The organism is Streptomyces liangshanensis, from assembly GCF_011694815.1.
In the GTDB taxonomy this organism is placed as follows: Bacteria; Actinomycetota; Actinomycetes; order Streptomycetales; family Streptomycetaceae; genus Streptomyces; species Streptomyces liangshanensis.
Genome location: NZ_CP050177.1, coordinates 4,803,712 through 4,818,210, shown reverse-complemented (window position 1 = coordinate 4,818,210; position 14,499 = coordinate 4,803,712). Strand labels below are relative to the sequence as shown.

General features: G+C 67.2%; 10 protein-coding genes. 2 read left to right on the top strand and 8 right to left on the bottom strand.

The window, feature by feature from the left end; translation table 11 throughout:
- Positions 1-2: 2 nt before the first annotated feature.
- Positions 3-971, bottom strand: a complete 969-nt coding sequence (gene galE / locus HA039_RS20890) for a UDP-glucose 4-epimerase GalE (protein ID WP_167032255.1) — start codon at positions 969-971, stop codon at positions 3-5.
- Positions 968-2,011: a galactose-1-phosphate uridylyltransferase gene (gene galT, locus HA039_RS20885; RefSeq protein ID WP_167032253.1), complete on the bottom strand. Its 1,044-nt coding sequence runs from the start codon at positions 2,009-2,011 to the stop codon at positions 968-970. The genes galE and galT overlap by 4 nt, the downstream gene beginning before the upstream one ends.
- A gap of 206 nt (positions 2,012-2,217) precedes the next feature.
- On the opposite strand from galT, the gene HA039_RS20880 reads away from it, so the two are divergent.
- Both HA039_RS20880 and HA039_RS20875 read left to right on the top strand, forming a co-directional pair.
- Entirely contained in the window at positions 2,218-3,888 is a 1,671-nt protein-coding gene (locus HA039_RS20880; protein ID WP_167032250.1) for a sodium:solute symporter family protein, read from the top strand.
- Between the two features lie 47 nt (positions 3,889-3,935).
- Positions 3,936-4,223 (top strand): hypothetical protein, encoded by a 288-nt coding sequence (locus HA039_RS20875; protein ID WP_167032247.1) that lies wholly within the window; start codon positions 3,936-3,938, stop codon positions 4,221-4,223.
- Between the two features lie 79 nt (positions 4,224-4,302).
- Here the strand turns inward: HA039_RS20875 and HA039_RS20870 are convergent, their stop codons facing one another.
- The 6 genes from HA039_RS20870 to HA039_RS20845 form a co-directional block, all read right to left on the bottom strand.
- Positions 4,303-5,070, bottom strand: a complete 768-nt coding sequence (locus HA039_RS20870; protein WP_167032244.1) for a helix-turn-helix transcriptional regulator — start codon at positions 5,068-5,070, stop codon at positions 4,303-4,305.
- Positions 5,071-5,229: 159 nt separating this feature from the next.
- A complete protein-coding gene (locus HA039_RS20865) occupies positions 5,230-6,990 on the bottom strand; it encodes an outer membrane protein assembly factor BamB family protein (RefSeq protein WP_167032241.1) in 1,761 nt (586 codons plus the stop codon).
- A 121-nt stretch (positions 6,991-7,111) separates the two neighbouring features.
- Positions 7,112-9,076 carry an outer membrane protein assembly factor BamB family protein gene (locus tag HA039_RS20860; protein ID WP_167032238.1) on the bottom strand — a complete coding sequence of 655 codons (1,965 nt, stop codon included), beginning with the start codon at positions 9,074-9,076 and terminating at the stop codon, positions 7,112-7,114.
- 216 nt (positions 9,077-9,292) lie between these two features.
- Entirely contained in the window at positions 9,293-11,125 is a 1,833-nt protein-coding gene (locus HA039_RS20855) for an ABC-F family ATP-binding cassette domain-containing protein (protein WP_167032235.1), read from the bottom strand.
- A 212-nt stretch (positions 11,126-11,337) separates the two neighbouring features.
- Entirely contained in the window at positions 11,338-12,600 is a 1,263-nt protein-coding gene (locus HA039_RS20850; protein ID WP_167032232.1) for a type II toxin-antitoxin system HipA family toxin, read from the bottom strand.
- A gap of 29 nt (positions 12,601-12,629) precedes the next feature.
- Positions 12,630-14,363: a DUF262 domain-containing protein gene (locus HA039_RS20845; RefSeq protein WP_167032229.1), complete on the bottom strand. Its 1,734-nt coding sequence runs from the start codon at positions 14,361-14,363 to the stop codon at positions 12,630-12,632.
- Positions 14,364-14,499 lie beyond the last annotated feature (136 nt).

Below are 14,499 nucleotides of genomic sequence, written 5' to 3'. Positions count from 1 at the left end.
GCTCACTCCTGTGTCTCCCCGCGCCGTGCGAACGCCCACGCGTCCGCGACGATGCCGCCCAGGTCCGGGCGACTGGGCGTCCAGCCGAGCCGCGTGCGCGCGGTCTCGGCGGACGCGACGAGCACGGCCGGGTCGCCGTCGCGGCGCGCGGCCACGACCTCCGGGACCGGGTGGCCCGTGACCTTCCGTACCGTCTCGATGACCTCGCGGACCGAGAACCCGCTGCCGTTGCCGAGGTTGCACACCAGGTGCTCGCCCTTGACCGCCGCGTCCAGCGCGCTCAGGTGGGCCTCGGCGAGGTCCGCGACGTGGATGTAGTCGCGGACGCACGTACCGTCCGGGGTCGGGTAGTCCTCGCCGTAGACGGAGATGGACTCGCGCTTCCCGGCGGCGACCTGGAGCACGAGGGGGATGAGGTGGGACTCGGGGTCGTGCCGCTCCCCCGCGCTGCCGTAGGCGCCCGCCACGTTGAAGTACCGCAGCGAGACGGCGGCGAGGCCGTGCGCGGCGCACTCCGAGGCGATCATGTGGTCGACGGTGAGCTTCGTCGCGCCGTAGGGGTTGGTCGGCGCGGTCGGGTCGCTCTCCGTGATGGGCGTGGAGACCGGTTCGCCGTACGTCGCCGCCGTGGACGAGAACACCAGCGTGCGCACCCCGGCGGCGCGCATCGCGCCGAGCAGCGCGAAGGAGCCGACGACGTTGTTCTCCCAGTACTTCTCGGGCTTGGCGACCGATTCGGCGACCTGCGAGGAGGCGGCGAAGTGGAGGACGGCGTCGTACGAGGAGTCCAGCCATTCGGAGGCGTCGTGAACGCGGCCCTCGATGAACTTCGCGCCCGCCGGGACCGCTTCGCGGAATCCGGTGGAGAGGTCGTCGAGGACGGTCACCTCGTGGCCGGCTTCCAGCAGGTGGGTCGCCACCACGCCGCCGACGTATCCGGCACCACCTGTGACCAGGTACTTCTTGCTCACTTGCTCGCTACCTCTCGCAATCGCGCGGCCGCGTTCTCCGGTGGCACGTCGTTGATGAACACGCTCATGCCGGATTCGGAGCCCGCGAGGAACTTCAGCTTGCCGGACGTACGGCGCACGGTGAAAAGCTCCAGGTGCAGGGCGAAGTCGTCGCGCCCCTCGGCCCGGAAGGGCGCCTGGTGCCAGGCGGCGATGTACGGGGTCGGCGGTTCGGCGTCGCCGAAGATCCGGTCGAAGCGCTTCAGGAGTTCGAGGTAGATCCGGGGGAACTCCTCGCGGGCGGCGTCGTCCAGGGTCCGCAGGTCGGGGACGCGGTGCTTGGGGTAGAGGTGGATCTCGTACGGCCAGTGCGCGGCGTACGGCACGAACGCCACCCAGTGCTCGCCCTCCAGGACCACCCGGGTGCCCTCGGCGCGTTCGCGTGCGACGACGTCGTCGAAGAGGTTGCGGCCGGTGTCCGCCCGGTGGGCGCGGGCCGAGCGGAGCATCAGGTCGGTGCGGGGGGTGACGAACGGGTACGCGTAGATCTGCCCGTGCGGGTGGCCGAGGGTCACCCCGATCTCCTCGCCGCGGTTCTCGAACGCGAAGACCTGTTCCACCTGGGGCAGCGCGGCCAGGTCGGTGGTGCGGTCGGTCCAGGCCGCCAGGACCAGCGCGGCCTGTTCCTCGCCGATGTCCGCGAACGACGCGTCGTGGTCGGAGGTGAAGCAGACGACCTCGCAGCGGCCGGAGTCCCCGGCGAGGGACGGGAAGCGGTTCTCGAAGACGACGACCTCGTACGACGAGTCGGGGATCTCGCTGAGCCGGCCGTCCCGGGAAGGGCAGAGCGGGCACTCGTCGGCGGGCGGGTGGTACGTACGGCTCTGGCGGTGCGAGGCGATGGCCACGGCGTCGCCGAGCAGGGCGTCGTGGCGGATCTCCGAGGAGGTCGCGACCGGGCCGAGCGGCCGGTGGTCCACGGCCTCACGGACCGTGTCGTCCCGGGAGTCGTAGTAGATCAGCTCCCGGCCGTCGGCGAGCCGCGTCAGCGTCTTCTTCATGATGCGTTGCCTCCAGGCCGGGTCACGCGTGGTTACTCAAACAGAATCGCACACAAGAAACCACAAGCAAACAGATGCGTCAACGCTTGCGTGCGGGGCACACGTGACGACGGCACCGATCACCTTCCGACAACATCACCCCATCGAAGCCGGACATATCAACCAAGATCGATCACGATCGAACTTGCGACGAAGCGAGTACCCGCATGTCTTACCTGGCAGAAGGGCTCCGTCTCCCGACGAACGGGCTCGACTACACCATCCTGGCGATCTACTTCATAGTGGTCCTCGGCATCGGGTTCGCCGCCCGGGCCAGCGTGAAGACCAGCCTCGACTTCTTCCTCTCCGGCCGCTCGCTGCCGGCCTGGGTGACGGGACTCGCCTTCGTCTCCGCCAACCTCGGCGCCACCGAGATCCTCGGCATGGCGGCCAACGGCGCCCAGTACGGCGTCTACACCGTGCACTGGTACTGGATCGGCGCCATCCCCGCCATGGTCTTCCTCGGCCTGGTGATGATGCCCTTCTACTACGGCTCGAAGGTCCGCTCCGTACCGGAGTTCCTCCTCCACCGCTTCGGCCCCTCCTCCCACCTGCTGTCCTCGATCATCTTCGCGGTGTCCGCCGTCCTGATCGCGGGCGTCAACCTCTACGCGATGGCGATCGTGCTGGAGGCGCTGCTGGGCTGGCCGCAGTGGGTCGCGATCGTCGTCGCCGGCCTCTTCGTCCTCGTGTACATCACCATCGGCGGCCTCTCCTCGGCGATCTACAACGAGGTGCTCCAGTTCTTCGTCATCCTCGCCGCGCTGATACCGCTGACCGTCGTCGGCCTCAAGCGCGTCGGCGGCTGGGGCGGCCTGACCGACTCCCTGACGGACTCGAAGGGCGGGGCCTTCCTCACCGCCTGGCAGGGCACGGGCGTCGGCTCGCCCAACCCGCTCGGCGCGAACTGGCTGACCATCGTCCTCGGCCTCGGCTTCGTCATGAGCTTCGGCTACTGGACCACCAACTTCGCCGAGGTGCAGCGCGCCCTGTCCGCGAAGAACCTCTCCGCCGCCAAGCGCACCCCGCTGATCGCCGCGTTCCCGAAGATCTTCATCCCGCTCGTCGTGATCGTGCCCGGCCTGATCGCGCTCGTCATGGAGCCGACGCTCGGCAAGGCGGGCAGCGGCCTCCAGTACAACGACGCGATCCCGGTCCTCATGCGCGACCTGCTCCCCAACGGCGTGCTCGGCATCGCCGTGACCGGCCTGCTGGCCGCCTTCATGGCCGGCATGGCGGCGAACGTGTCCTCGTTCAACACCGTGTTCACGAACGACATCTGGGGCGCGTACCTCAAGAAGGACCGCGAGGACGCGTACTACCTGAAGACCGGGCGGATCGTCACGGCGGTCGGCGTACTGATCGGCATGGGTACGGCGTTCATCGCCTCCAGCTTCAGCAACATCATGAACTACCTCCAGACGCTGTTCTCGTTCTTCAACGTCCCGCTCTTCGTGGTCTTCATCATCGGGATGTTCTGGAAGCGGACCACGCCCGCCGCCGGGTTCTGGGGCCTGCTCTCCGGCACGGTCGCCGCGATGCTCAACTACTTCTGGCTCTACAAGGGCGGGGTCATCTCCATCCCCACGGACCAGGGCGCGAACTTCGTCTCGTCCATCGTCGCCTTCGTGGTCGGCGCCGTCGTGATGGTGATCGTCTCGTACGTCACCGAGCCGAAGCCCGCCGCGAAACTGGACGGCCTGGTGTACGGCACCCGGTCGCCCGGCATGGACGAGGTCGCCGCCGAGGGCGACGACGCGTGGTACCGCAGGCCGGCCCTGCTGGGCTGGGGCGCGCTGGTCCTGGCCGCCGTCTGCTACGTCCCGTTCTCCCTCTGATCCCGGCCGGCCGGCAAGGAACACCACTCGACAAGGAACACGACGACATGAGCGACTACCGGAACGACGTCGAGGAGCTGGAGACCAGGTCCGCCACCGCGGCGCGGCTCTTCGACGTACGACGCATCATCGGCGGACTCTTCGTGGTCTACGGGATCATCGTGACGATCGCCGGGATCACCGCGTCCGACGCCGACCTGAAGAAGGCACAGGACATCAACATCAACCTGTGGACGGGCCTGGGCATGCTGGCCCTCGGCCTCTTCTTCCTGATCTGGCTCAAACTGCGCCCGACCGCCCCGGCGGAGGAGTCGGGGCCGCCCGCGGAGGAGTGAGGACGGCGGCGGCGGGGGCGGAGAGTCCGGAACAAGCCCCGGCTCCGGGCCGTACCCCGCCGCCGGGGCGGGCCGGGTCTCAGTCGCGGTCGGCGTCGGGGTCCGGCCCGGTGACGGGTCCCCCCGGGGCGGACCCACCGGAGCCGAGGCCCCCCGGGCCCAGCCCCCCGGAGTCCCGCCCGTTCACCACCGCCCGGTCCAGCAGCCCCGTACGGGCGGCCAGCGCCGCCGCCTCCAGCCGGGAGCCCACGCCCAGCTTCATCAGCACCCGCTGCACATGCGTCCTGGCCGTGCTGGGCGCGATGTTCATGCCCGCCGCGATCAGCCGGGTGTCCTCGCCCTCGGCGACCCGTACCAGCACCTCGACCTCACGCGGCGTCAGCATCCGCAGCAGCCGCTGCCCCTCGTCGTCGGGCTGCGCCGCCGGGTTGAGCAACTCCGTGAACGCGCCCTGGAGCAGCATCGGCGCCACCGCCGCCTCGCCCGCCCGCGCCTTGACCATGGCGCGCTCGACGCCCTCGATCCGCTCGTCGTGGCGGACGTAGCCGGACGCGCCGGCGGCGAACGCGGCCGCGATGCCGCGGGGGCTGGGGACCGGCCCCAGCACCACCACGGCCACCTGCGGCCGCTCCCGCTTGATCCGTACGATCGGGTCGAAGACCCCGGGCTCCGCCGGTGTCGCCGTCCCCATCAGGCACACCTCCGGCGCCCTGCTCACCACCAGCTCGGCGACCCCCGAGGTGGGGGCCGCCGCCGCGAGCACCCGGTGCCCGCGCAGTTTCAGGGCCGAGGCGAGCGCCTCGGCGAGCAGTCGGTGATCGTCGACCACCATGAGCCGCACGCCCATCGAGCAACCCCCATCGCGCTGGAGCCTGGTCCCCCCGGGCTCCTGACCCGGCAAGCTACACGCTTGTTCGAGATCGCGCGCCCCCTACCGGCCAGAAGCCCCCCGGATTGCGGAATTCCCGCCATTCAGGACGAGTGGGGGCACCGCGCCGGAGCGGCCCTAGTCGGTCGTGAACGACACCGCGAGGTACGAGACCAGGTCCAGCGTCGAGGGCTTGCTCAGCATCGCGTCCGAGATGAAGAGCCGGCCCGCGCCGAAGCGCATCTCCGAGTACCCCTTGGAGAAGCTGGTCTCGGCCTCGCGCACCGCCTTGTCCGCCGGATTCTCCATCAGGACCGTCTGCTTGAAGGTGGACCCGTCGATGGAGACGATCTGGCCGCCCTTGTCGTACGGGGGCCACTTGTACGCGATCAGGTTGCCGCCGTCCATGCGCAGCGGTGTGATCGTGTACCGGTCGCCCGCGTCCGCGCGGTCGCTCGTCGTCTTGCCGGTGGCGAGGTCGAAGGAGACGATCTCGTTGGTCTGGCCGTAGTCGCCCGAACCGTCGTGCTCCTCGGTGGGCAGGTACAGGCGGCCGTTGCCGACCACGAGGTCCCGGCACGACTCGACCTCGGTGGCCGCGCAGTCCGCCGCGTACGTGTCGGCGTCGGCGGGGATCTTGGCGCGCAGCGCGCCGGTGTTCTCGTCGATGGAGAAGAAGTCCGAGATGCCGCTGCCGTCGCCCGCGGTGTCACCGACGTCGGCGGCGACGACGAGGGGCTTGGTGGAGACGACGCTCGCGTACTCGACGCCGGGGGGCATCTTGTACGAGGAGAGCGGGGCGCCCGTCACCGGGTTGAGGTTGTCGATGCTGACCTGGGGGTCCTCGTACGAACCGCACTTGCGGGCCACGACGAGCCCGGCGCCGCCGCCGTACCCCATGTCGGTGCAGTTGTCGGCGCTCGCCTGGGGCTTCCAGCGGAGGGCGCCGGTGGCGAGGTCGAGCGCGGCGCCGCCTTCCGTACCGCCGAGGGCGACCGTGCCGGCGCCGATGGTGATCTCCTCGAACTTCAGCTTGTCGTCACCGGCGTTGGGCCCGGTGACGCTCTTGCGCCAGAGCAGCTTGCCCGCCGCGAGGTCGACGGCGCCGATCTCCGTGCAGGGCTGGTAGTCCGTCTTGCCGGTCCGCTTGGCCGCCTCGAAGGCGATGGCGGTGACGTTGTCCTTGACGTGGTCCGTGGCGGCGCAGAGCTGGCCGGGCAGCGGGATGCTCCAGAGCTGGGTGCCCTTGGCCGGGTCGTAGCCGACGATCTCGTCGACGCCGGTCTTCACGTACGCGGTGTCGGTGAGCCAGGCGCCCTTGACGTTGGTGATGTCGGTGACCTTGGGCGTGGCCAGCTTGAAGGCCATCGTGGACTTGACGTCGGCGGGGGCCTTCTCCTTGCCGCCGCCTCCGACGCCCTTGTCGTTGTCGGTGTCGCTGTCCTTCCGGCCGTCCTTGCCGCCGTCGGCGCCGGACGTCGTGTTGTTCTTCGCGTCGTCGTTGGCGCTGTCGCCGCCGGAGTTGGCGACGTAGACCCCGCCGACGACGATCACGGCCACGGCGACGGTCGCGGCGAGGATGATCTTCATCTGGGTGGAGATCCTGCCGCCGCCGTTGCCGCCGCCTTGCGGGGGCGGGGGGTACGGGGACTGGGGCTGGGTCGGGTAGCCGTACGGGGGCTGCTGGCCGGGCCCGCCGGGCTGGGCCGGGTAGCCGTAGCCGGGCGGCGGCTGCGGGGGCTGCTGGCCGGGGTAGCCGTAACCGGGCGGTTGGCCCTGCGGCGGGTAGCCGTACTGCGGGGGCGGCGTCGGGGCGCCGAAGCCGCCGGGCGGCGGGTCCTGCGGGGCGCCGAACCCTCCCTGCGGGGGCTCGTTGGGTGGCGGGGGCGGCTGAGTCATGGCGTACGTACCTCGGCAGAAGGCTCGGCAGAAGGCTCGGAAGGCAGGAGACGGGGCGCGTGAGGGGCGCGGGGAGAGGCGGCGACGGGTTTCAAGGCGTTGAGGACGTCAAGGGCCACGGTCAGTTGCCGAAGGCCATCATCGTCTTCTCCTTGAGCTCCGCCGCGTCGTTGCTCGCGCTGATGCGGCCACCCACGACGTAGAAGCGCCCGCTCGCCCAGGCCAGGGTCGGCTGGTAGAACGAGTCCTCGATCTCGGCCGTGGACGCGGGGTGCTGCTGGACGATCTTCGGCGCGCCGCCGGTCGGGGCGATGGTGGCGACCGCGCCCGCGTGCTCGTACGTCGGCTCGACGTAGGTGACGACGTTGCCGCCGTCCATCCGCAGCGGGGTGATCGTCCGGTCGGCGGGGGCCTTCGAACGCCAGGTGGGCTTCCCGGTGTTGAGGTCGAAGGCGATGACCTCGTTCGTACGGGACGTGCTGCCCTTCGCGGGCGCCGTCGCCATGTAAAAGTGCTTCGCGTCGGCGGCGACGCCGGTGCAGCCCTCCAGGTTCCGCCCGAAGATGACGAAGCCGCCGCCGCAGTTGGGCGCGAACGAGTCCTTGCCGCCGGCGAGCGAGGAGCGGAGCGTGCCGTTGGCGTTGAGCGCCAGGACGTTCCAGGAGGCGTCCTTGTCCTTCTCGCGCGTGGAGATGACCAGCGGGTCGACCGAGTAGACCTTGTCGACCTCCCAGTTCTTGGCGAGCTTGTACGTCCACTTCGCCTTGCCGGTGGCGGGGTCGAGCTCCTCCAGCTGGTGCTGCGAGGTGTCGAAGTCCCCGGTCGAGCAGCTCTCGGCCGCGATGAGCTTGGGGCCGCCGGCGAAGGCGAACGGCTTGCAGGAGCCGGAGGACTTCTCGAACACCTGCTTGCCGTCGGTCATCCGGTAGGCCTGGGCGCCCGCGGTCCTGGCGGCGGTGACGGTGCCGCCGCTGATCGTCAGGTTGACGTCGCTCAGGATGTCGAAGAGACCGATCTCCTTGATCTCCTGCTTCCAGCCGCCCTTGCCGGTGGCGAGGTCGACGACCTGGAGCTGGTTGCAGTCGCTCTTGTCGCTGGTGCCGTTCATGTACGCGACGACGATCTTGCCGTCGGCCGAGGGCGCGCTGGGCGCGGCGCACAGCTCGGCGGGCAGGTCGAGCGTCCACTTCTTCTTGCCGTCGGTGGCCGAATAGCCCACGACCTGCTTGTACATGGCCTTGACGACGGTGTCCCCGGCGAACCAGGGGCCGTAGACGTCGGAGCCGTTGCGCGGCAGGTCGACGTCGTTGGTCTGGAGGAAGAGGACCTTGGACTCGCCGTCCTTGCGGCCGGCGTTGAGGTCGTCGTCGCTCTCGCGTCCGCCGCCGGTGCCGTCGCCCTGGTCGACGCCGCCGTCCGGGCCGGTCGAGGAGCCACCGGTCGGCTTGGGGTCCTGGCTCTTGTCGGCGACGGGCTCCTTGGCGCTGTCGCCACCGCTGACGACGGCGTACGTACCGCCGCCGACCACCAGGAGCGCGGCGACGGCCGCGGCAACGGCGAGGCCGGGCTTGCCCTTGAAGGGGTTCCGCCCGCCGCCGGGGGGCGGGGTGGGGGCGCCGGGGAATTGCTGGGGCGGGTAGCCGTACGGGCCTGGCTGGCCGTAGGGGCCCAGCTGTTGGGCGTACGGGCCGGCCTGTTGGCCGTAGGGGCCGGGTTGTTGGGCGTACGGGCCCGGCTGTGGGGTGTAGGGGCCGGGCTGTTGACCGTACGGGCCCGGCTGCTGGGCGTACGGGCCGGGTTGCTGGCCGGGGGCCTGCGGGTAGCCGTAGCCGGGGTCGCCCGGCCGGCCCGGCTGGGCGGGGGGCGTCTGGGGGTAGCCGTACGCGGGTCCGCCCGCGGGCGGCTGACCGTACGGTCCGGGCTGGGCCGGCTGACCATAACCGGGCTGCCCCGTGGGCGGTGCGGTCGGCGCGGCCGGCGTGGGCGGTGCGGTCGGCGGCTGCGGTGGCTGCGACGGCGCCTGTGACGGCTTCTCCGGCTCTCGCCTCGGCTCCTGCGGTGGCTGCTGCCCGGGTGGCTGAGTCATCAGCGCGTTCCCCCTGTGTCCCCTGTATACGGTCCACAGTCCGACCCGGTCTCCCCCGCTGTTCCGATGGCTGGTCCCTCGGAACGGAGCGGTTCGGGTGTGGATTCCGCATCGTCACTTCAGTCGAGCGGGGCTTCTTTGTATCACCCAAACACCCGTACGGAACGGGCCGGTCCTCCCCTGTTCCCAAGGGAGAACCGGCCCGTGACGCGTCCGTTATGCGTCCTCGGCGAGCTCCAGCCACCGCATTTCCAACTCGTCGCGCTCGCCGATCAGTTGGCGGAGCTCCGCGTCCAGCTTCGCCACCTTCTCGAAGTCCGTGGCGTGGTCGGCGATCTGCTGGTGCAGCAGCGTCTCCCGGTCGGACATCTTGGTGAGTTGACGCTCGATCTTCTGGAGTTCCTTCTTCGCCGCGCGGTCGTCCTTCGCCGACGCGGGAGCGGCCGCGGCCGGCGTGCCCACGCCGCCGGGGCCGGGCAGGGTCGCGGCGGGCGCGGCGGGGGCGCCCGACTCGGCGAGCTTCCTGCGCCGTTCGAGGTACTCGTCGATCCCGCGCGGCAGCATCCGCAGCGTCCGGTCGCCGAGCAGCGCCATCACCTTGTCGGTGACCCGCTCGATGAAGAACCGGTCGTGGGAGATGACCACCATCGAGCCGGGCCAGCTGTCGAGCACGTCCTCCAACTGGTTGAGCGTCTCGATGTCGAGGTCGTTGGTGGGCTCGTCGAGGAAGAGGACGTTCGGCTCGTCCATCAGCAGCCGCAGCAACTGGAGCCGGCGGCGCTCACCACCGGACAGGTCCCCCACCGGGGTCCACTGCTTCTCCTTGGTGAACCCGAACTGCTCGCACAGCTGCCCGGCGGTCATCTCGCGGCCCCCGCCGAGGTCGACCCGGTCCCGTACCTGCTGCACGGCCTCCAACACCCGCAGGGTCGGCTTGAGTTCGGCGACCTCCTGGGAGAGGTAGGCGAGCTTGACGGTCCGGCCGACGACGATCTTCCCGGCGGCGGGCTGGACGTCGCCGCGGGTACGGGACGCCTCGGCGAGCGCGCGCAGGAGCGAGGTCTTGCCCGCGCCGTTGACGCCGACGAGCCCGATCCGGTCACCGGGTCCGAGCTGCCAGGTCAGGTGACTCAGCAGCACCTTCGGCCCGGCCTGGACGGTCACGTCCTCCAGGTCGAAGACGGTCTTGCCGAGCCGGGCGTTGGCGAACTTCATCAGCGACGAGGTGTCGCGCGGCGGCGGCACGTCGGCGATCAGCTCGTTGGCGGCCTCGATGCGGAAGCGCGGCTTGGACGTACGGGCGGGGGCGCCGCGCCGCAGCCAGGCCAGCTCCTTGCGGACGAGGTTCTTCCGCTTGGCTTCCTCGGTGGCGGCGATGCGCTCGCGCTCGGCGCGGGCGAAGACGTAGTCGGAGTAGCCGCCCTCGTACTCGTGGACGGCCCCGCGCTGCACGTCCCACATCTTCGTGCAGACCTGGTCGAGGAACCACCGGTCGTGCGTCACGCAGACGAGCGCCGAGCGCCGCGCCTGGAGGTGCTTCGCCAGCCAGGCGATGCCCTCGACGTCGAGGTGGTTGGTGGGCTCGTCGAGCACGATCAGGTCCGGCTCGCCGATGAGCAGCTTGGCGAGCGCGATGCGCCGCCGCTCGCCGCCGGAGAGCGGCGCGATGACGGTGTCGAGCCCCTGCGGGAACCCGGGCAGGTCCAGCCCGCCGAACAGCCCGGTGAGCACGTCGCGGATCTTGGCGTTGCCGGCCCACTCGTGATCGGCGAGGTCCCCGATGACCTCGTGCCGCACGGTCGCGTCCGGGTCGAGCGAGTCGTGCTGCGTGAGCACCCCGAGCCGCAGCCCGCCACTGTGCGTGACGCGCCCGGAGTCGGTCTCCTCCAGCTTGCTGAGCAACCGGATCAGGGTGGTCTTCCCGTCCCCGTTGCGCCCCACGACCCCGACCCGGTCCCCTTCGGAGACGCCGAGCGAGACACCGTCGAGCAGCGCACGGGTGCCGTACACCTTGGTGACTGCTTCGACATTGACCAGATTGACGGCCATTTCACTCCTGTACGGGGGGACGGATCGACGTCCCAGCGTAGTCGCCAGGGAGAGGGGGATGACATGCCGGACCGCCACACGGTGCCGAACGCGACCCGTAGAGGGTCGAAGCGCACCCGAGACCCGACCGGGAAAACGGCTACCTAATCGGGGTACTAGAGCTGAAATAATTTACCAGAACAGTGGACGAGAGTTGAAGGCTTGAATCTGAATCATTTTCCCTTGAGTAGGCGGGCCGTTGATTCCGAGATCCATGAAGTCACGGCTTCGAGAAGCTTTGGGTTAGCGACTAGCGTCTCCGAGTGCGCTGGCCACATCTCGCGAACTGCCCTAACTGTGCCTTCTGCCACATCCATGAGATGCGCCCTCGACGGGCCGAACCTCCGGCTCAACGCATCCTCAAGGTGCGAGAAATGAGTCAGCCGCACACGCTCAAAACTTCTACTGCCGCCGAATTTCAACCCCAGGTCCTCCGGCTCAGGCGAATAAGGAACAGTAGAGACTAGGTCGTATGCCGGAGAAACAGAAGGAATTCGACCATCACGATAGATAAGTGACCAGTTTTTCAGATGGGCGTCACCGTTACCGACCGCAACACAGAAGGCAATTCTCCGCGCGGTTTCACGAAGCGCCTCAACATCTCTACCACGATACGCAATGGCAGCCACCGTTTCGAACGTCGACTGATATTTATCTCGCGAATATTTATCGCGGACCTGCGCAAAATCCTCAATATGAATCCGGGAGCCCCTACCATCGGCACTGCGGTCGAATCGACGCACGGCATATGCCCACTCCTCAGAATTCGGCCACATTCGATCGGGGAGCCCGTCGAGCTCATCTCGGTGCAGCAGCCGAAGATCGGGGATGTCAATTCCGATCGCTTTGGCCAGGGACATAATCGCGAACTCATTGCGAGGCACGCCATCATGCCTGTAGTCAGGAAATTTGACGAGCCAATCACCCAACTCTCCAACAGCCGGCACGGTCAGGCGGTCACCCTGAGCCAACATCGAGAACTTCAGAGCCACTCCCGCAAGCGAAAAACGCCACGGAGAGGCACCGACACTCCCGCCCCTCCCCTCTCCGCTCGCTTCCTGTCCATAATCCTGCCACTCCCATCCGTCGTCCGGGCCTTCCGCACGCACTACCTGGACAGCACCGGGCAAATCATGGCCAACTTGCGCCAGGAGCTCCATCTCCCGATCAAGGGAAACACCCCGGTCGTCGGCGATCCACTCGCGAAGCGGACCTTCGGGCAGCAAGTTTGAGAACCACTTGGGCAATCGAAGCGCAGAGGAATAGGGGATTCTGAGGTTTTCCTCGAATCTCAGACCCAGCACGGGCCTACTCGGATCATCTACATAGCGATCCGCCAAGTCGAACCGCGTATAGTCGCCTTTCTGACACAACGTTCCCACACGGCGTCCATGCAGGAGAACTGCGTAGTAGACCTCGGGAATAGTGACTGCCATTATACGCCTGGTCCATTCATCCGTATCTTTCAGTCCATGTCGGGAGCGGCAGGAAGATCCCCCTCCTGGAATTCCTGGAATTCGCCGTCAAGATCCAAAGTATCCAGCGAGGGGGTATCTTCGTACTCCCACTCCGCCATACGTTTCAGGAAATCCTCCAGCTGCTGAAGGATTCGCCTCTGACGTAGGTTCAGAAATTCTTCACGATTCGTGTCCGCAAGCGCCGCGATATCCCGGTCGAGTAGATGTGAGGCAAGAACAGCATTCCATGTCTCGTCGTCTATATCGAGTGGCTGATAGGCAAGAGCACCAGGAATTTCGGACACCGGGTCCGCACCACTTGGCAGGAATAGTCGATTAGCAGGCAAAAGCTTGGTGCGGGAATCCTTGAGCCGGGGAAATACCATAGGAGCAGCATTTGCCGCCGTCCTATCCTGCTCCAGGAGAGCATCCAAGCTCTGCGCATCCAAGATTTCACCGGTGGTCAGCGAACGAGGGTGCAATGACCACCATGCACTCAAAATAATCTTTGTCGTCGCTTCATTGGTACGAAATCGATCGGCGGAAGGCAGCACAGGATGCGCCTCAGAAATTGTATCCAGCATAGAGCGAAGCGATCCTTCCTCGTCTCCAGGCCGGATCTTCGATCCGAGCGTGCGGCTGAACAGAGTAAAGCTCCCCTTAAACACCATGGGACCGACAAGAGAGAGCCTCCAGAACAGCCTTCGCAGCAATCTAATGTTGTTCGGCTTCGGCTGCGGAAAATGCGCGAAGAATCTCGTGAGAGTCACCAAAAGGGCACGATATGGCAGCAGTGAGATGTGCGGCATCCCCGCTTCTTGGATAAGGAATCTGACCGCACGCACCAGCGCCTCCTCACCCTGCGAGTACGCTGTGAGTTGATCCTCGTCAGGGAATTCCGGCTGGGTACGGCGCCCAGATGATGAAAATTCCAATCGAATATCCCGCATGGGGTCCGATCCTCGGCGAGCAAGGACAGACGCCAAAACCGTTCCTGTATCAATACTGCCGAATCCGGTTCTTGCTGCAACGTTATCCGAGATCCTGGTGAGTGTCAGACGCTCATTCGCCCCCTTCTCCTCACCTGAGTACAGGGCAGAAAAGATCTCGGCACGATTCAAGCGCCGACCGTAATTGTTCATCCGGTCAAAGATATCGGTGAGAACATCCCGATCGTCCTGCCTAACCAGGTAGGCAGGAACCTTGTATTGCCTCAAGGCGGTAGCCACCCGTTCGGCCTCATCGAAATACTCAGAGGCGGCAAGACCATCGGTTCGGAACCACGTGAGCAACTTCTTCAGATCGAACAGAGTGGGGAGAGCAACATGGTACGGCTCCGGGATCTTGGGATTCTCCACAAATTCTTTCTCAGCAAGATCGTAATAGACCGTAAATGGTTTGTACTGATGCCCTTCTGCGCTCAGGGCATTAGCCAGACTAATGAGTCGCTGCTGTCCGTCAACGACCCAAAGCGACTCATCGTGCGGAGGCGCGATCAGCCGGAGCTTGCCGAGCATGAACTCTTCCGCCTGCTGCCTACGTACCCACAGCAGAAGGTTGCCGATGGGGTAACCTTTGACGATGCTGTCGAAGAGACGCATCACATCCTGACTCTGCCAACGGAAGTCACGCTGAAAGTGGGGCACGCGAATCCGCCCGCCCCAGGCGAGCGGAACTAGATCGCCGAGCTCATAGGTGATGGCGGTGGGCTGTGCCTCAAGCCCCGCGGGACTGGTGTTCATGACCGACTCCAAGACTTGATGGCGCAACACTGATCATTCTTCTGGGATCGCCTCGCTGCGGCAAACGGATTCTTTCACGGGAGCGCCGCGGAAGCACCTCGCTGACTCGCATATCACCGTGAGAGTAAGTGACCGA